16 protein-coding genes and 1 tRNA gene are annotated in these 17,571 nt (G+C 55.2%); 10 read left to right on the forward strand and 7 right to left on the reverse strand.

The window, feature by feature from the left end; all coding sequences use genetic code 11:
• Nucleotides 1-6 precede the first annotated feature (6 nt).
• The 4 genes from uvrA to JUK32_RS15700 all read right to left on the reverse strand — a co-directional run bounded on the left by uvrA (nt 7) and on the right by JUK32_RS15700 (nt 5,152).
• The gene (gene uvrA / locus JUK32_RS15685) at nt 7-3,066 is read right to left on the reverse strand and encodes an excinuclease ABC subunit UvrA (RefSeq protein WP_204139807.1); all 3,060 of its coding nucleotides are present in this window, start codon (nt 3,064-3,066) and stop codon (nt 7-9) included.
• 166 nt (nt 3,067-3,232) lie between these two features.
• A complete protein-coding gene (locus tag JUK32_RS15690) occupies nt 3,233-4,189 on the reverse strand; it encodes a phosphodiester glycosidase family protein (RefSeq protein WP_239112718.1) in 957 nt (318 codons plus the stop codon).
• Nucleotides 4,190-4,205: 16 nt separating this feature from the next.
• Nucleotides 4,206-4,580: an alr0857 family protein gene (locus JUK32_RS15695; RefSeq protein WP_204139808.1), complete on the reverse strand. Its 375-nt coding sequence runs from the start codon at nt 4,578-4,580 to the stop codon at nt 4,206-4,208.
• 305 nt (nt 4,581-4,885) lie between these two features.
• Complete coding sequence (locus tag JUK32_RS15700) at nt 4,886-5,152, reverse strand: hypothetical protein (protein ID WP_204139809.1); 267 nt, start codon at nt 5,150-5,152, stop codon at nt 4,886-4,888.
• A gap of 596 nt (nt 5,153-5,748) precedes the next feature.
• On the opposite strand from JUK32_RS15700, the gene JUK32_RS15705 reads away from it, so the two are divergent.
• Both JUK32_RS15705 and thyX read left to right on the forward strand, forming a co-directional pair.
• Entirely contained in the window at nt 5,749-6,534 is a 786-nt protein-coding gene (locus tag JUK32_RS15705; RefSeq protein ID WP_204139810.1) for a hypothetical protein, read from the forward strand.
• Nucleotides 6,535-6,652: 118 nt separating this feature from the next.
• Nucleotides 6,653-7,375, forward strand: a complete 723-nt coding sequence (thyX, locus tag JUK32_RS15710; RefSeq protein WP_204139811.1) for an FAD-dependent thymidylate synthase — start codon at nt 6,653-6,655, stop codon at nt 7,373-7,375.
• Nucleotides 7,376-7,424: 49 nt separating this feature from the next.
• Here the strand turns inward: thyX and rimO are convergent, their stop codons facing one another.
• The gene (gene rimO, locus JUK32_RS15715; RefSeq protein ID WP_204139812.1) at nt 7,425-8,747 is read right to left on the reverse strand and encodes a 30S ribosomal protein S12 methylthiotransferase RimO; all 1,323 of its coding nucleotides are present in this window, start codon (nt 8,745-8,747) and stop codon (nt 7,425-7,427) included.
• 294 nt (nt 8,748-9,041) lie between these two features.
• Between rimO and btpA the strand changes: the two genes are divergently transcribed.
• Nucleotides 9,042-9,890, forward strand: coding sequence for a photosystem I biogenesis protein BtpA (gene btpA / locus JUK32_RS15720; RefSeq protein ID WP_204139813.1), 849 nt, complete (start codon nt 9,042-9,044; stop codon nt 9,888-9,890).
• Between the two features lie 283 nt (nt 9,891-10,173).
• Here the strand turns inward: btpA and murA are convergent, their stop codons facing one another.
• Nucleotides 10,174-11,523, reverse strand: a complete 1,350-nt coding sequence (gene murA / locus JUK32_RS15725; RefSeq protein WP_204139814.1) for a UDP-N-acetylglucosamine 1-carboxyvinyltransferase — start codon at nt 11,521-11,523, stop codon at nt 10,174-10,176.
• Between the two features lie 270 nt (nt 11,524-11,793).
• Here murA and JUK32_RS15730 point away from each other — a divergent pair.
• Both JUK32_RS15730 and JUK32_RS15735 read left to right on the forward strand, forming a co-directional pair.
• A tRNA-Leu gene (locus JUK32_RS15730) sits at nt 11,794-11,877 on the forward strand.
• Nucleotides 11,878-12,032: 155 nt separating this feature from the next.
• Nucleotides 12,033-12,818, forward strand: coding sequence for an RNA methyltransferase (locus tag JUK32_RS15735; RefSeq protein WP_204139815.1), 786 nt, complete (start codon nt 12,033-12,035; stop codon nt 12,816-12,818).
• A 25-nt stretch (nt 12,819-12,843) separates the two neighbouring features.
• Here JUK32_RS15735 and JUK32_RS15740 read toward each other — a convergent pair whose 3' ends face one another.
• Entirely contained in the window at nt 12,844-13,116 is a 273-nt protein-coding gene (locus JUK32_RS15740; protein ID WP_204139816.1) for a hypothetical protein, read from the reverse strand.
• A gap of 286 nt (nt 13,117-13,402) precedes the next feature.
• Here JUK32_RS15740 and lpdA point away from each other — a divergent pair, with 286 nt between their 5' ends.
• From lpdA to JUK32_RS15765, 5 genes are all read left to right on the forward strand, one after another.
• Nucleotides 13,403-14,836: a dihydrolipoyl dehydrogenase gene (gene lpdA, locus JUK32_RS15745; protein ID WP_204139817.1), complete on the forward strand. Its 1,434-nt coding sequence runs from the start codon at nt 13,403-13,405 to the stop codon at nt 14,834-14,836.
• 11 nt (nt 14,837-14,847) lie between these two features.
• Nucleotides 14,848-15,729, forward strand: a complete 882-nt coding sequence (gene trpC, locus JUK32_RS15750; RefSeq protein WP_204139818.1) for an indole-3-glycerol phosphate synthase TrpC — start codon at nt 14,848-14,850, stop codon at nt 15,727-15,729.
• A gap of 37 nt (nt 15,730-15,766) precedes the next feature.
• Nucleotides 15,767-16,012: a DUF5340 domain-containing protein gene (locus tag JUK32_RS15755; RefSeq protein WP_204139819.1), complete on the forward strand. Its 246-nt coding sequence runs from the start codon at nt 15,767-15,769 to the stop codon at nt 16,010-16,012.
• A gap of 660 nt (nt 16,013-16,672) precedes the next feature.
• Nucleotides 16,673-17,185 (forward strand): pentapeptide repeat-containing protein, encoded by a 513-nt coding sequence (locus JUK32_RS15760; protein ID WP_204139820.1) that lies wholly within the window; start codon nt 16,673-16,675, stop codon nt 17,183-17,185.
• Nucleotides 17,186-17,206: 21 nt separating this feature from the next.
• Nucleotides 17,207-17,571: hypothetical protein (locus JUK32_RS15765; protein ID WP_204139821.1), on the forward strand; the 365-nt coding region annotated here is incomplete at its 3' end.

Consider the following 17,571-nt stretch of genomic DNA (forward strand, 5'->3'; position numbering starts at 1 on the left):
CATCACCTACTTTGCATGGTGTTCCAGAACTCGCGACAGATACTTGCCCGTATAGGAATTGGGGGTTTGGGCCACCTGTTCTGGCGTCCCGGCCACAATCACTTCGCCGCCGCGATCGCCCCCCTCTGGCCCCAAATCAATGATCCAATCCGAGCAGCGAATGACATCCAAATTGTGCTCAATCATCAGCACCGAATTCCCTTTATCAACCAACCGCTGCACTACATCCAACAGCTTATGCACGTCGTAGAACGAGAGCCCGGTGGTGGGTTCATCAATGAGATACAGGGTTTTGCCCGTGGCCCGGCGCGCGAGCTCAGAGGCGAGTTTCATCCGTTGGGCCTCGCCCCCAGACAGGGTGGGGGCGGTTTGTCCTAGTCGGACGTAGCCCAGGCCCACATCCACCATCGTTTGCAACCGCGTCGCCGCCTTCGGAATATTCTCAAAGAATGCCAACGCTTCTTCCGCCGTCATGTGCAACACATCGGCGATCGTTTTGCCTTTGTATTTCACCTGCAACGTTTCGCGGTTGTAGCGCGCCCCCTTGCACACCTCACACTGCACATACACATCCGGCAAAAAGTTCATTTCAATCACGTTGACGCCCTGGCCGCCACAAGCTTCGCAGCGCCCCCCCTTCACATTGAAGGAGAATTGCCCCGCCTTGTAGCCCCGCGCTTTCGCCTCAACGGTGGTGGCAAAGAGATCGCGCACAACATCAAAGATGCCAGTGTAAGTGGCCGGATTCGATCGCGGCGTGCGACCAATCGGCGACTGATCAATCACGATCGCCTTATCAATGGATTTCAGGCCGACAATTTTCTCCAGCTGGTTGGGAAAGGGGATTTTGCTGCCGAAGTTGTGCATCAGCGCTTTGTGCAGCAGGTCATTCACCAACGTGGATTTGCCCGAACCCGATACCCCCGTCACACATACCAGCTTGCCGAGGGGAATCTCAACGTCAATATTTTTCAGGTTATTGCGATGGGCGTTGATCAGCTTCAGCGATCGCTTGTTGCCTTGACGCCGTTCCGGCGGCGTTTGAATGGTGCGACGGCCTGACAAATAGGCTCCGGTGAGGGATTCTTCCGCCGCTAACAACGTCGCCAAATCGCCCTCGGCCACAATGCGGCCGCCATGAACGCCAGCGCCCGGTCCAATATCCACTAAATGATCCGCCGCGCGAATCGTGTCTTCATCGTGCTCGACCACGATGAGCGTATTACCGATATCACGCAGGTGGCGCAGAGTATTGAGTAGGCGATCGTTGTCGCGCTGGTGCAAGCCAATGCTCGGCTCATCCAACACGTACAGCACTCCCGTCAGTCCCGAGCCGATTTGCGTCGCCAGGCGAATGCGCTGGGCCTCGCCCCCTGAGAGGGTCATGGCGGTGCGGTGCAGCGTCAAATAGTCCAGCCCTACATCCAGCATGAACTGCAGCCGCGCCCGAATTTCTTTCAGCACCAATTCGCCAATTTGCCGCTGACGCGATGACAATAACGGCGTCCCATCCGCTTCTCCGACCAATTTTTTGATGCGCTCTAAGCACTCCCGCACGGAGACATCGGTGAGGTCGTCAATGCCATAAGGCCCCATGCGTACCGCCAAGGACTCAGGCTTGAGCCGCGCCCCGTGGCACACTTCACAGGGCTGATCAATCAGATATTTTTCTAACTTTTGCTTGTAGGTTTCGGACGAGGCTTCCCGATATTGCCGCTCCAGCATGGGCAGCACCCCTTCAAAAGTGCGGTGATAGCCTTTCTTCTCCCGATAGCGCGAGTCCGTTTCGATGTAAATCTTTTCTTGGGAACCGTGCAGAATGATGTCTTGCTGCTCCGGGGTCAGGGTTTCCCAGCGGTCTTGAATCTCAAAGCCAAAGGCTTGGCCGACGCTGTAGAGCAGAGAAAAATAATAGGTATTATCTTTTTCCGACCAGGGGGCGATCGCGGCGTAGACCGGCAAGGTGGGATCTGGCACCACCAGTTCGGGGGTAAAGGTGCGCAAGCTACCCAGGCCGTGACAGTGGGGACAGGCCCCGTAGGGCGAGTTGAAGGAAAACAGCCGGGGCGACAGCTCTTCCATCACGGCCCCGTGCTCAGGACAGGCAAAATTTTCGGAAAAAACGAGTTCCTTTGGCGGGGCTGTTGGCTCCGGCTCTTGAACGCCGTAGCTGCCGCCTTTTTCCGCCGCCGTGGGCAGGCGATCGGACAGGTTTTTACTGGCCCCAATGGGCACTACTTTGTTGTCCGCCTCGGCCTTGCGCTCTGGCAACACGTCAATGACGGCAATGCCGCCAGACCGCTTGAGGCAAGTGATCAGGGAGTCGGCTAAGCGTTCTTGGAGATCGCCTTTGATCACCAACCGATCAACGACCACTTCAATGGTGTGGGCGTGGTTTTTGTTCAGCTCGATATTGTCGTTGAGGTCGCGAATGTCGCCGTCAATGCGCACCCGCACAAAGCCTTCGGCAGCTAGGGCCGATAACAGCTTTTGGTGCGTCCCCTTTTTGCCGCGCACCACCGGAGCCAAAATCTGGAAGCGCGTGCGCTCCGGCAACTCCATCACCAAATCCAGCATTTGGTCGAGGGTTTGGGGAGAAATGGAGCGATCGCAGTGGGGACAGTGTGGTTCCCCCGCTCGCCCAAACAGCAGCCGCAGGTAGTCGTAAATTTCGGTGACCGTGCCCACGGTGGAGCGTGGGTTGTGGGACGTTGATTTTTGATCAATGGAAATGGCGGGGCTCAAGCCCTCGATCGCATCTACATCTGGCTTATCCACCTGCCCCAAAAATTGGCGGGCATAGGCGCTCAACGACTCCACATAGCGCCGCTGTCCCTCTGCAAAGATCGTGTCAAAGGCTAGCGAAGACTTGCCGGAACCGGAGACTCCGGTAAACACAATGAGCTGATTGCGCGGCAGTTCTAGGTCAATGTCCTTGAGGTTGTGCTGGCGGGCTCCCCGCACCCGAATCAGATCATCGTCGATCGCCGCATCCGCGTGATGACCATTGTGGCTATTCACATCTGCTTGAGAATCAGCTTCAGTAGAGGAGGAAGACCGAGGCATAGTGAAAAACCCAGCACGTCAAACACTGTTGTAGCAACAGTTCTTAACACTATAACCCGCAGGCTTTCTTCCTGTGGGTCAGGTGAGCGGAATGTCTATGAGCAGGATTGACCTGTGGCTCACGATGTCACCCTCGTTGAGAGCCGTTCTTTCTAGCACAACGGGTTTAACGGACCACTAAAACAGACTTAATCGGTCGCTCAATCGGTTCCCCCGCTGAGTCGAGTCTGCCCCAGTAGGTTTGACCGTTGAAATACAAGCCCGTGGAACTGCCGCCATCAAGATTCAGCGCTTTTTGTACTCCTAAACTCGCTAAAAAGTCGGCCATCTGCGCCAGGGTGAGTCCGGTAGGCTGGTCGGTCTCAGGCCGTTGGGTGGCGCTCGCCAACACCACCGTGCCATCGGCCTTGAGTCCCACGGCGGAACGTGCATTAGGCCACTGACTCCCCAGGGCATCCCGTACCGTTTCGCCCGCATCGTTATCGGCCAAAAAGCCCTCTTCATAGCCTGTGAGGGTGGGCAGCAGTTGCGGCCCCGCGCCCACCGCACCAGCCAGCGTGCAACGGTCTGGCACGGGTGCGGCGTGTGTGGCAATGTCGTACTGCACGCCGTCCTCACAGTCATAAATCCGCAATTCCGAGCGATTGAGGATCGCGGGCAATACCTCCTGCAAATCGGGATTTTCCATCAACCGAGGATTCTGTCGCGGATCTGCCACGATCGCCCCGTCCACCATGACGTACGAAGTCGTCAATCCATTTTGCGGATCAAAAAAGCCCGCGTTAATGGCCGCGATCGCTCCAGCCGTCTGCGATTGCTGCGATAGCGTGGCGAGCTCACCCGACCACGCCACCGCCACTTCGTGACCACTCTGTGGTGGCACCATCACCACCTGCACCACACTGCCTGGCAGCGCGTAGGTGTGATGTTCCACCGGGGCAGGAAGCACTGCCGCCTCGTCCATTACCGATGCGCTGGGCACCGCCGCCGCGATCGAGGATGACGACGGCGGTGACGTCGTCCTTTCAGCACAAGCCGTCAGGCCCACCAGGCCCGCCGCTAGGAAAGTGAGTTGACTCGCGATGGCCCAACCCCGAGATCGCCCACCCTGAGTACAGTTCATCCGGTCACTCCTCAAATTAGACCCTCAGCTGTTGGGACTGGCATTGATGCGACCATTGCCAGAGGCTCAGCAACCGCTGTTCTAGCCGTATATCTAACTCAGTGAGAAAGATCCCGGTCTCAGCCGCCGGGTCTTCCGTCAGCCATAGGCCGGATAAGGTCACCTCAAACCAGTCGCGATCGCAGCGGGTCAGCTCAAAGTCTTGTAGCTGTGCCCACGCTAACGTCTGCACCAGCGTCGCCGCCAGCGGGATGTTGGCCGCGATCGGCTGCATGGTCAGCGGGCGTTGTGCCCGAGCATAGGTATACATTCGATCACTGAGCACCTGACTCAACGGTTCAGGACGATATTCCAAATGCAATCCAGTGTCGGTGTAAGTCACTTTCAACATGGAGACACCCAAAGTATAAAGAAATAAAAATCGACAAAATCTCTTCGGTCAACCCCATCCGGTATGACTGCGCCCGGTCCACTCGCGGCGCTCGCCTCAAGGCTGAGAGCGCGGCGTCCATGGCAACAACGCTTCTCCGCAATGGGAAAAACTGCTGGTGGCGATCGCGCTGAACCTGATGCAAAATCACCAGTTTCCCCAGCAGCGATCGCTGGGAGCCATATACCGTGCGACTGTAGATAAACCTCTTCCGACGGAACGCGAACGGAAGAAGCGTCAGCAGCCGCTGATTGAAATGAGAGGAGTTATCCTTGCAACCAAAGCTCGCCAGTTCGTGGCAAATAACCGCCTTGGAGGCGCAGTAATAGACCTTGGCGACCCAGCCGCCAGATCCGCTCGCTAGTGCCACGACCCAATCGCGGTTGTTCAAGCGGCAGATACCGATTAATCGGCTGTGGGGTATGCCCTAAGAGGCCGTTTACCACATCAACCAGTCCGTCAATCAGGCATCCGATGGCAGCATGGCCAACGTTGCGAATTTGGATGCGAATCTGAATGAACTGATTATGCATGGTATCAGTCTCCACATGAAGCATTCTCGCGGGAATGCACCTACACAATTGCGTATCTGGGTCAATACTACACGCGTAATACAGCCCTGTCCAGAAAACTTTAAATTTGTAATTCTCGCAATTGAGCAGACGACACAATTCGACTGAGCAATCGCCTTACGCCACTCGCTGGCTGGGCCTTAAAACCGAGACTAGGACGCTGATGTCCAATCTGATTGCTCAATACGAAATAGGTTTTAATTGCTCCGTTTTGCCAGCTAGGGATGACTGGTGATCGTGGGCCGTTGATGAGGCCAGCGACAGCCGTAAACAGAGCGGTTATGAAGATCAATCGTGACGGGTGGCGTGGGCAGGAAGATCGCGCCACCCGTCACGATTAGGTATTGGAGCGGACAGAGTTTTTATTTTGTATGAATGCTCTGTTAGGGGCTGCAATCCCACCCAAGGTGTTTAATACTGTTGAGGTGACGGTTTAACGCTTTTGCCAAGTCAGACGTTAGACTGAGCACCGTGCTTGCAGTTCGACCGTTTTATCCCGTGTATCCGCCGTGGCCCAGCGATTTTCTGACCCGCCAATGTTTGCGTCTGTAAAACCTTTGAGTCAACAGCTCGGTGCAGTGCCGATCGCCCTCTATCAGCAAAATAGTGCGACCTTTAATCGCTATGGTCGCTGGTTTTTGGTGGCTTGGTTAGGGGCGATGGCCGACAGCAAGATTTTTTTAGCGATCGCCACCAGCACGCTCACGTATCAGTTCCTGGCGTCGGGCGATCGCCTGCCTTGGGAAAAAGTGGAACCGCTGTATCAGCAGGTCTGTACCCGGGTCTCTCGACTGGGCCAGACGCCCCTACTTGCAAGCACCTTGGCCTTTGTGACGACCTACGGATTTGCCGCTGCTTGGTCACAGCTCGGGGGCAGTTGGGCGGCGATCACGTTATTAGGATTGGGGGCGGGCAATCTGCTCTTTTTCCTCAAAGAAGTCAATGGGCTGTCCACGACGACGCCAACCTCCTCTTCCCAGCCACCATCAACGGCGGATCGTCTGGGGTCAACCTGGGATGAGCTGTCGGCGGCGGATCCGGTGCAACGGCTACGAGCTGTGCGATCGCTGCTGCACTGGTGCTTGAGTTCTGATGCGAGCGCTGCCCCTTACTTGCCGGGCACGGACGTGACGGTGCGATCGCACTTGGTGGATTGTTTTCGCGTCATGCTGACTCACGAGTCGGAGCCCATTGTGCGCGTGGCCCTGGTGGAAGGGCTAAAAGCGCTGCAGCCGAAACCACAACTGCCCGCCGGACAACCGGCGATCACGCCCCTCAAAGCCAAACCGCAAGCCATCCAAACGCCTGTGCGATCGCGATCGGTAGAGTATGTTGAGCCTTAAAACAAACTGGGAAACGATCTCAAAATGAACCGGATCAGGGTAGCCTAACGAAGCACTTAGGGATGTCTGTCTCGACAGACTTTCTACTGCTTTGTCGTTGTTCATCCCCCGAACGCCCATGGATCGCTTTACCGTTGAGGTCATTTCGCAAACCCCTAATCCTCAGCAAACCATCTACGCTGCCATGCATCAGGACTACGCCGAGGGTTTTGTGGCTCACGAGCGCGACACCTGGCCCAGCGAAGCCAAGGCGGGTGAACTCGTCATCAGAAATCTCCTGAAAGGGGGACGGGGACACTACGGGCCGCTGGAACATCCCCAAATTGTGCTGAACGTGGGCTGGTTTCCCCACAGCACGATGCAGCAAATTCGGACTCACCGAGTCGGCGTGAGTTTCGATGTGCAGAGCTTTCGCTACACGGGCAGCCGAATTTTAGATGTCGTTGAGGGCAAACGCGAGATTGACGAGGTGTTTTATCTGCGGCCAGTGGGGGCTTACAGCGATCGCCAGGGCAAAAAATATGAATACACCGCTGAGGAGCGTCAGCAAGATCTCGATTGGTGTCTGAAAGCGTGCCACCGCTACAAGGCCAAGATTGATGCCGGGTTTGCCGAAGAACACGCACGGGGGCTGATTCCCTTTGACGTGCGGCAGCATTGGGTGATGTCGGCTAACCCGCGATCGCTGATGCACCTGCTCGATCTCCGCTGGAAGGCCGACGCCCAACTGGAAGCCCAAAAAATGTGCGAGGAAATTTGGCCCCACTTTCAAGCCTGGGTGCCCGCGATCGCCACCTGGTACGAAGACAACCGCCTCAAAAAAGCCCGCCTTGCGCCCTAAGCGCATTTCTCTTGTCACCAAACTTGAATTCTTGAGTGACCAAAGCTGATCAAAGAACTGTGCCAAAGAGATCGTAGACGTCAGCCGCGTCGATGCGAACTTTGGCGAGTTGGCCGAGGGCGGCCTCGCCTTTAACGTAAACCAGACCATCCACATCGGGCGCACACCGGGGCGATCGCCCAATCATCTCGCCAGTGCCTGGATTCATCTGCTCGATGAGCACGTCAACCACTTTGCCAACTTCCGCCTCATTGCGCTTGAGAGAAATTGGTTGCTGGACTTGCATGAGCCGATCGCGGCGGGCATCCATCACAGCCTGGGGAATTTGGTTGGGCATGGTCGCTCCCGGAGTCCCTTCCTCAGCGGAATAGGTGAACACGCCCACATGATCAAACTCATGGCGCTGCACAAACTCGACGAGATGTTCAAACTGCTCGTCCGTTTCGCCGGGGAAACCGACGATGAAGGTGGTGCGCATGACAGCTTCCGGCAGGGCGTCTTTGATTTGGTGGATGATGTCATCGTTGACGCGACCCTGCCAGGGCCGATTCATCGCTCGCAACACTTCGGGATGGGAATGTTGCAGCGGCAAATCCAAATAAGGCAATACGTTGGGCACGTCTTTGATCGCCTGGATGACTTTCGGCGTTAGCCCGGTCGGATAGGCATAATGCATCCGAATCCAGGGAATATTCACTTCACCTAGAGCATCGAGCAGCTCCGCTAGCTGGGGTTGACCGTATAGATCGACGCCGTAGTTGGTCGTGATTTGGGAAATCAGGACTAACTCTTGCACCCCTTCCGCCGCGAGTTGTTTGGCCTCGGCTACGATGGATTCAATGGGCCGCGATCGCTGATCGCCCCGCAGATGGGGAATGATGCAAAACGCACAGCGATAGTTACAGCCTTCGGCCACGCGCAGATAGGCCGTGCCCTCAGCGGTGGTGCGATAACGCGGCACCGTCTCATCAGCAATGTAAGTTGGCTCTGCCGAAACTTCCTTCACGCGCTCGCCCGCTTCCGCCCGCTGGATGACATCCACAATTTTGTTGTAGTCGCCCGTACCCACGAGCGCCACCGCTTCCGGAATCTCGTCCAGCAGCTCATCTTTGAAGTGCTGCGCCAGACAGCCCGTGATGACAATTTTTTTCTTGGCTTCGGCCAACTCTACCAGCGTCCGCACCGACTCGGCCCGCGCTTCTTCGATAAAGCTACAGGTGTTGACGATGACGTAATCGGCTAATTCTTCATTGGCATCAACGCCATAGCCAGCCTGCACCAGCAACCCCAGCATGTGCTCGGTATCGACCCGATTTTTTTCACAGCCGAGGTGCGTGACAGCGATCGTGGGTTGGGCAGTGGCAGCAGTCATAGGGCAGTGACAACACTCATGTATACAGTCAAAATTTTGGCTAAAGACAACTGTCGCGACATCGTGTGCATCTGCTTGCAGCCGAGTTGTCGCATTAGTCCATGCAAACCTTCATCATAAGACCTTGATCAAAATTTGTGAAAATATCCTAAGACAAAGTCCGGCCACTGCCAAAATGGTCGCCCAAGAATGAGAGCGCTTAGGGTAAATTGGGGAAGGCACAAGGTGTAAGGTGGTGGTTGCGCCATCTTGGCTGTTTAGCGACTTTGTTTTCGCATTCGAGATCAATTTCACGTGAGCTTAACGACAATTTTTAAGACCGCAACGCCAGTCATTGGGGTTGTCCATTTGCTGCCCTTACCCACGTCTCCTCAGTGGGGGGGCGACTTGCAACAGGTAATGGCGCGGGCTGAGCAAGAGGCCACTGCGTTAGCCTCTGGCGGGGTGCATGGCATCATCGTGGAAAATTTTTTTGATGCCCCATTTACTAAGGGGCAGGTAGATCCGGCGGTGGTGAGTGCCATGAGCCTGATCGTGCAGCGCCTACAGCAGCTCGTGGCGGTGCCAATCGGCATTAACGTCTTGCGCAATGACGCCCGCAGCGCGTTAGCGATCGCGACCTGCGGCAATGCTCAGTTTATTCGGGTCAATGTGTTGACTGGCGTCATGGCCACCGATCAGGGTCTGATTGAAGGCTGTGCCTATGAGCTGCTGCGCTATCGACGGGAGCTCGGCAGTGATGTCAAGATTCTGGCCGACGTGTTAGTAAAACATGCGCGTCCCCTCGGATCGCCTAATCTCACCACGGCAGTGCAAGAGACGATTGATCGCGGTTTGGCCGATGGCATTATTCTCTCGGGCTGGGCCACGGGCAGCCCCCCCAGTTTGGAAGATTTGGAACTCGCCAAAGCCGCAGCTAAGGATATTCCAGTGTTCATCGGTAGTGGCGCAAGTTGGGAAAACATTGGCAGGCTGATGCAATCAGCCGATGGGGTCATTGTGGCCAGCTCGTTAAAGCGCAAGGGTGACATTCAGCAGCCCATTGATCCGATCCGCGTCCGACATTTTGTGGAAGCTCTAGAAGCGGGGGCGGCAACGCAGCAGGTAGCACCGGATTATCCGTCGATCGTCTCGGCTAAATAATCACTGGAGCAGAGTCCCGCAAGGCAATGCGCCCTGACCACCCAGGCTGATTAGGCTATAGGGTTGATTTTCAGCGATGAGGTGTTTGCGGCTGTCCTCAGCCTGAAAGTGCCGCAGGTATAGCAAAAATGAAAGGTGAAACCCTCTTAGCATAAGGGGGCTTGGCATTTTAGGGCGATCGCAACCTAAGCAGTGACTCCAGGTTTCACGCTGAGAACAAGAACCCAGCTCGGCAATGGCTGCTGAGCTGGGCGAGAACGAGGCTTGCTAGTCACCGTGGAGCTTACCGCGATCGACGCGATGCAGTGATTTCTTCACTGGTTTCGGCTACCTGACCAGTCGTGCCGTCGATGCGGGTGATCCGGGCTCCTAGCTTCGTCAGTTTCCGTTCGAGCTGTTCGTAGCCGCGGTCTAAGTGTTGCAAGCCACTCATGACGGTTTTGCCTTGAGCACCGAGTCCCGCCAGCACTAGGGCCGCCGACGCCCGCAGGTCAGTGGCCATCACTGGCGCACCGGAAAGCATGGGCACCCCCTGAATGATGGCGCAGTTGCCATTCACCCGGACATTAGCCCCCATCCGGCTGAATTCAGCCACGTGACGGAGTCGATTTTCAAAAACGGTCTCAGTGACCATGCTGCTACCGTTGCTCAGGGTCATCAAGGCCATAAACTGGGCTTGCATGTCAGTCGGAAAGCCCGGATAAGGCAAGGTTTGAATGTCAGTCGCTTGAATTTCATCCCCTGGGATTAAGGAGATGCGGTTCGGCGATTCCACAACGATTTGCGAACCCGCTTCCTGCAATTTAGCGATGACGGCTCCCAATTGTTCGGGAACGATGGGCGATACACTGATTTTCGATCGCGTAATCGCGCCAGCAATTAGAAAGGTGCCTGCTTCAATGCGATCGGGCACGATCGCATAATCGGTACTGTGGAGGCTGGGCACCCCAGAAATTGTCAAGGTCTTAGTGCCGACACCCCGAATGCGAGCCCCCATGGCCCGACAAAAATTTGCGAGATCAGCAACTTCAGGTTCTTGAGCGGCATTGTCGATGACGGTATCCCCTTCCGCTAGGGTCGCGGCCATCATCAGCGTCTCGGTGGCCCCCACACTGGGGTAATCCAAATAAATATTGGCCCCTTGCAGCCGTTTGCGAATGCCAGGAATGCAGGCATGTACGGTGCCATGCTCGATTTGCACATTGGCTCCCATCGCTTGCAAGCCCCGGACATGCAGTTCCACAGGCCGTGCGCCAATGGCGCATCCCCCCGGTAGGGGAATGCGGGCGACGCCCATACGCGCTAGCAATGGCCCGATGACGAAGAAGCTTGCCCGCAATTTGCTCACGATCTCGTAAGGAGCGCGAGTGTGGCTGATATCACTGGGATCGAGCTCCCAACAGTCGTCTTCCTGCTTGATTTTGACGCCGAGGGCGGTCAACACTGCCGCCATGCGGTGGACATCAACGAGGTTGGGGATGTTGCGCAGACGGCAGGGTTGAGAACAGAGCAGAATCCCAGCCATGACGACCAAGGCGGAATTTTTGGCTCCACTAATCGAAACGTGACCGGCTAGCGGGTGTTGCCCCCAGATCTCTAAAACCGAGTTGTCTGCTTCAGGGGAATTGGACATCTGTGTAATACCAGTGGCTGTAACGATGGGCTTATCCTCCAAAACCTGAGCGGAACAACTCAGATGTAAATTTTCGTCTAAATTCTACTTGATTCAACCATTTTTCTGGAAATTTTGCGCTGACCAAATCGATAATCCTTGCGGTGGGTCAATTGCGAGGAGGATTGATTTTTGGCCAGGGTAGTTGACGAAGCGCCTCCTCTTAGGGCACTGTATAAGACTGCGGTAGGTAGCGGGTTGAAAAGCTGCTAAATGCTGCAATTCCAGTTAGCGGAACTGGCGGAATTGGTAGACGCGCTAGATTCAGGTTCTAGTGTTCGCAAGAACTTCCGGGTTCAAGTCCCGGGTTCCGCATATTTCAATTAAAAAGTTTCTATGACTCTGGTTAGCACTGCAAATGAGTCATTTAGCTCGTTTGGCGCGATGTTCACAGATTTGTAATATTTGATGAATGCACGCTGGAGTGATTAGTTTTTTGTAAGCTATTGGCAATTGCGGATGGAGCCGTTGTGCTGACAAGTCTGAAGAATCCTTGGGTGAAAACCTTGCGCAAGCTGCATCAAGCCAAGTATCGGCGGCAGCAACAGCAGTTTTTGTTGGAAGGAACGCATTTAGTACAGGCGGCGATCGCGACCCAATATCCGTTGCAGGCGGTGTGTGCGACTGCTGTATGGCAAGCGCGACATCCGGCCTTATGGGAGCAGTTGAGTCAAGGCACTGACCGCCAGGAAACGGTGAGCCCGGAGGTGCTGGGGGCGATCGCCACTACGCAGACTCCGGATGGTGTGGTCGCGATCGCATCCAGTGACACCGTGACTGCGACCATTCATCACCCCACCTTGGGCTTAGCCCTGGAAGACATTCAAGACCCCGGCAATGTGGGGACGCTAATGCGGACGGCAGCGGCAGCGGGCGGTGACGGCATCTGGCTCAGCCCAAATAGTGTGGATCTAACTCACCCGAAAGTCTTGCGAGCTTCAGCGGGGCAATGGTTTCGGCTGCGTAAGCAAGTCGGCCATGACCTGTTAACCCAAGTGTCTGCATGGCGGGAGCAGGGGTGTCAGATTCTCGCGACGGCGGCCACCGGAGCCGTACCCTACTGGCAGGTTGACCTCACGTGCCCGACGGTGCTGGTGGTCGGCAATGAAGGCGCAGGGTTGTCGCCTGAGGCGATCGCCGCCGCCGATCATGCGATCGCCATTCCGATGATGAATGATGTCGAATCCTTAAATGTGGGCGTGGCGGCCGCCGTCATTTTGTTTGAAGCGGTGCGTCAGCGTCAGCACCTGGGGTGACGCAATTAAGACACATCCCGGCGCTTCAGATATTGTCCTGTGAGGGGTCGGCTTCGGTCATGAAGTGTTCAATATCCTGCACCGCCTCGTCGAGCAGTTGGCCTAAGTCTTCAGAGTCATGGGGAGTTGTTTTAGAGGCCGGGCTAGACTCCGGTGGGGATGGTGCGTGATCAAGGCTGGACGGTTCGTTGTTTCCCGATTCTGAAGCGTTGGAGCTCAGTACGGTCTCTAACTCATCCAGGGCATTGACGAAGTTTCGGGCGGCCTGACGACGACTGTCTTGTGGCTGATGATTCATGGCTGTAAGCCCCAGCTGGAAGTCAAACAATGCGGGTTCAGAATTGATGGCAAGGCGATCGCACTTGTACCCATGAGCGGCAACGAGTTGATGTCAAGCACCAAGCTAGAGCATTGCCGCTGGAGACTATTCTCAGGTTACCCAGATGTGGAAATTTCTAGGAGCTTGTCTTAACTGCCCTCCTTCGTCAAGATAGGTAAGGGCCGTTTTGCGCGAGGGCGAATCTCCCACAGAGAGTCCGCAAAACGATACCTTAGAGTTCGCTACGATTGCTGAGGAGAAAGCTGTGAGTCAAGCCTTTGACTACGATTTGGTCATTATTGGTGCGGGGGTCGGGGGCCATGGGGCGGCTATTCACGCCGTGCGTCGGGGGCTCAAAACCGCCATCATTGAAGCCGCTGATATGGGCGGTACCTGTGTCAATCGCGGCTGCATTCCCTCTAAAGCCTTGCTCGCCGCGTCCGGTCGCGTCCGCGAGATGCAAGACACCCATCATTTAGAAGCACTCGGCATTCAAGTCGGTGGCGTCTCGTTTGATCGGGCCGCGATCGCGGGCCATGCCAACAATCTGGTCAGTAAGATCCAAGGTGACTTAACCAATAGTTTGACCCGTCTAGGTGTGGATACGATTCGCGGTTGGGGCCGCGTCGCGGGCGAACAAAAGGTGGTCGTCACGACCGAAGCGGGCGATCAAACCATCACGGCCAAAGACATCATGCTATCGCCCGGTTCCATCCCATTTGTGCCACCGGGGATTGAAATTGATCATAAAACGGTGTTCACCAGTGACGCTGCCGTCAAATTGGAATGGTTGCCAGAATGGATTGCCATCATTGGCAGTGGTTACATCGGCCTAGAATTTTGCGACGTTTACACGGCTTTGGGCTCTGAGGTCACCATTATCGAAGCCATTGATCAGATCATGCCGACCTTTGATCCCGACATTGCCAAAATTGCCCAGCGCGTGCTCATTAATTCGCGTCCCGTGGAAACGCGGGCGGGGGTGTTGGCGATGAAAGTCACCCCAGGGTCGCCAGTGGTGATCGAATTGGCCGATCGCGAAACCAAAGAAGTGGTGGATGTACTGGAAGTGGATGCTTGCCTGGTGGCAACGGGCCGCATTCCGGCCACGAAGGATTTGGGCCTAGAGCGCGTGGGGGTGGAAACCGATCGCCGGGGCTTTATCAGCGTTGATGATGAGCTCCGGGTCGTGCGCGACGGCAAGCCCGTGCCGCACTTATGGGCAATTGGGGATGCCACCGGCAAGATGATGTTGGCCCATACCGCGTCAGCCCAAGGCGTGGTGGCCGTCGACAATATTTGTGGCGAGTCGCGTACCGTGAACTACCGCAGCATTCCGGCGGCGGCGTTTACCCACCCCGAAGTCAGCTTTGTCGGCATGACTGAGCCCCAAGCCAAAGCCTATGCCGATGAGCAAGGGTTTGCCATTGCGACGGTAAAAACCTATTTCAAGGGCAACTCCAAAGCACTGGCCGAGGGCGAATCCGATGGTTTAGCCAAGGTCATTTATCGCCAGGATACGGGTGAAATTTTGGGCACTCACATCATCGGCCTCCATGCTTCTGACCTGATTCAAGAAGCGGCAAATGCGATCGCTCAGGGGCAAACCGTCACAGCTTTGTCCTATTGTGTTCATACTCATCCCACACTTTCAGAAGTGATGGATGAAGCCTTTAAGCGGGCTGTCGTTAGTGCATAAAGCTTGTCTCCATGGAAATTCGCCGCCGGTCTCCGTATCCTGAGGTATCTGTGCAAAGTCTGACTTATCGAATTAAGGCACCGGGTGCCGAGCCCCAAAATATTCTGGAAAAAATCGTTTGGCAAAAAGAAAAAGAGGTGACGCGGCTGCGGCAGCAAGTCTCTTTGGCTGACTTGCAGCGCGAGGTCCTGAGTGCACCACCAGCGCGTGACTTTTTGGCGGCCCTACAGCAGAGCGATCGCTCTCCGGCGCTGATTGCCGAGGTGAAAAAAGCGTCACCGAGTCGGGGCGTGATTCGCGCAGACTTTGATCCAGTGGCGATTGCTCAAGCGTATGAAGCCGCTGGGGCTGCCTGTCTTTCCGTGCTGACGGACGAGACTTTTTTTCAGGGCAGCTTTGACTATTTAGCAGCGGTGCGGGCGGCGACGGAACTCCCGATTCTCTGCAAAGAGTTTATCGTTTATCCATATCAGATGTATTTAGCCCGCGTGAAAGGGGCCGATGCGGTGCTGCTCATCGCCGCCATTTTGAGTGACAAAGATTTACGTTACTTCACCAAAATTGCCCAGGCTCTGGGAATGCGCGCTTTGGTAGAAGTACATACCTTAGAAGAATTAGACCGAGTACTGGCAATGGATGCTGTTCATCTAGTTGGCATCAACAACCGGAACTTGGAAACTTTTGTCACTACCTTAGAGACCACCGAGCAGCTCTTAGAGCAGCGTCGTGATCAGTTTAAGGCGAAAGAGCTGTTTGTGATTAGTGAGTCCGGTATTCAACGGCCAGAGGACATTGCCACTGTTCGGCAGGCGGGAGCCCAAGGCGTTTTGGTGGGTGAGTCGCTGATGCGACAGGCTGATGTTACCCAGGCGATCGCGGCCCTCTACGCCTAATCCATTCCGATTATTATTTAACAGGCTTTGCTTCTCAATGAATGAGCCGCTTCCATTACCGTCCCATGTTCACTATGAGCTGCTGTTGCGACTCCTGGAGCAGCAAACCTTTTTTGCCGCTTACGAGCATCCCAGCCTCAAAGGCGACGTCAACGAACTAATCATCACCCTGCGCAAAGCCCTGTCACAACAGCGCCAGCTCGAGGAAAATTGCGATCGCTTAGGTTTCAAAATTGACTATCGCTGGTCTCTCAATGGGGCACCAGAGCGACCTAGCTCCTGAGTCTGTCGGGCCGAGAGCACTGCTGCTGGGCGACTCTTGATTGAGTGAGCTGAATTGTTGTGCTCGCCAGTGACCCTAAAGCGATGCCGTTACCTCCCTGCATGGGCTCCGTAAGGATAGTAGCGTTGTACAGATGGTTTCGTGCGTTCCCACGCTGTGGAATAAACGTCCGTTCGGGTTAAGCCAAACCTGGTTACGTTCCCCGCCTGGGATGCACGCGATGGGGTGGGTGGGCCGCTGACAGGTCCCTTTGTCCGGCGGACACCCCTTCAATGGCAGGGATTTAGCCTGCGGATGACTCTGAAAGTTCTTCTGCATCTTGCTCCCGAACTCAGCTTGGAATAAGGAGCTTGACTGCCTTGCCGCGCTGCACCTCACTGCGGGTTGCGGTGGCGGCTCCTTGCGGCCCAGTGCCGACAAAATCCTCTGAAGAGAAGAATATTGGCTGCCTGAGGGACTTCTTTTCAGAGTGTGAATAAATGACCACGAGTATCTTTGAATTTGCGACGATACAAGTGTTGAGATTGGTTTTCATCATTTTTTGTAGATCCCCGCTGAGTTCTAAGATAATGCCTATCCTCAGCGTCAAGATTTTCTGGCAGAAAGTTATCAAAAATCAACTTTGAAGAATGTAAGAAATCACATTTTGAGGTCATTATCATGAATGTTCGAGAATTTTTACGTGAATACAGTCGCGGCGATCGCAATTTTGCTGGGGTAATCTTGCATGGCACTGATTTGAGTTACCGCCAGCTCAGTGGCATCGATTTGAGACAGGCTGATTTAAGTGGAGCCAATTTGAAAGGGGTGGATCTCACCCAGGCCAATCTCCGCTACGCCAATCTCGCTAATGCCGACCTGACGAATGCTGTACTCAGTGGCGCTCAGTTAGAGGAAGTCAATCTTGTCGGCGCGATTTTGACCGGAGCCAAGCTCGATGGCAGTAGCCTCATTCGGGCTGATTTGCAATTAGCCGACTGTGCGCAGGCTGACCTGCAAGGGGCCAACCTATCGGATGCCAAGCTACATCGTGCTAACTTGCACCAAGCCAATTTGGCCGACGCCTGTATCGAGGGCGTCGATGTCGCCGATTTGAGCTTGAATGATGCAGCCGCGATCGCGTCAGGCGCAACTCATGCCGCCTTTGCGACGGCGGGTAGTGTCCCGGTTTAATTCCCCCATCAGCTAAGAGTGATGGGTAGACGCTGGCAGCCTGATCGGTCTCTTGATGGCTGGGAAATCGCTTTAATACTGCTTGATACTGCCGATGCTGAGCACTCCAGCCAGCATCGGCAGCCTTTTGGCATGTTACAGAGCGCGTTGCCTCTGCTTCCGCAGGATCTAGCTGTCGGAATTGACGCTTATGCGATCGCTCTACTTCTTCCTGGGTATGGTACTCATGGGGTTGGGCATCTATTTTCTTGCCCACAAAATTCCGTTTACCGCACATCCATATTCGGGGGGACGGGGGATGGCTGCGGACTTAGGGATCTGCAACTAAATAAAGTACCCGTTCAATCCGGTTTCGACTTCGCTCAACCTACCAGTATCGAGAGTTG

It is taken from the genome of Halomicronema sp. CCY15110 (assembly GCF_016888165.1).
Lineage (GTDB): Bacteria > Cyanobacteriota > Cyanobacteriia > Phormidesmidales > Phormidesmidaceae > Halomicronema.

Coding starts and splice junctions, on each gene's coding strand:
- uvrA (WP_204139807.1), bottom strand. CDS start 3,066: ATGCCTCGGTCTTCCTCCTCTACTGAAGCTGATTCTCAAGCAGATGTG.
- JUK32_RS15690 (WP_239112718.1), bottom strand. CDS start 4,189: ATGAACTGTACTCAGGGTGGGCGATCTCGGGGTTGGGCCATCGCGAGT.
- JUK32_RS15695 (WP_204139808.1), bottom strand. CDS start 4,580: ATGTTGAAAGTGACTTACACCGACACTGGATTGCATTTGGAATATCGT.
- JUK32_RS15700 (WP_204139809.1), bottom strand. CDS start 5,152: ATGCATAATCAGTTCATTCAGATTCGCATCCAAATTCGCAACGTTGGC.
- thyX (WP_204139811.1), top strand. CDS start 6,653: ATGGATCGCTTTACCGTTGAGGTCATTTCGCAAACCCCTAATCCTCAG.
- rimO (WP_204139812.1), bottom strand. CDS start 8,747: ATGACTGCTGCCACTGCCCAACCCACGATCGCTGTCACGCACCTCGGC.
- murA (WP_204139814.1), bottom strand. CDS start 11,523: ATGTCCAATTCCCCTGAAGCAGACAACTCGGTTTTAGAGATCTGGGGG.
- JUK32_RS15740 (WP_204139816.1), bottom strand. CDS start 13,116: ATGAATCATCAGCCACAAGACAGTCGTCGTCAGGCCGCCCGAAACTTC.
- trpC (WP_204139818.1), top strand. CDS start 14,848: ATGGAAATTCGCCGCCGGTCTCCGTATCCTGAGGTATCTGTGCAAAGT.
- JUK32_RS15755 (WP_204139819.1), top strand. CDS start 15,767: ATGAATGAGCCGCTTCCATTACCGTCCCATGTTCACTATGAGCTGCTG.
- JUK32_RS15760 (WP_204139820.1), top strand. CDS start 16,673: ATGAATGTTCGAGAATTTTTACGTGAATACAGTCGCGGCGATCGCAAT.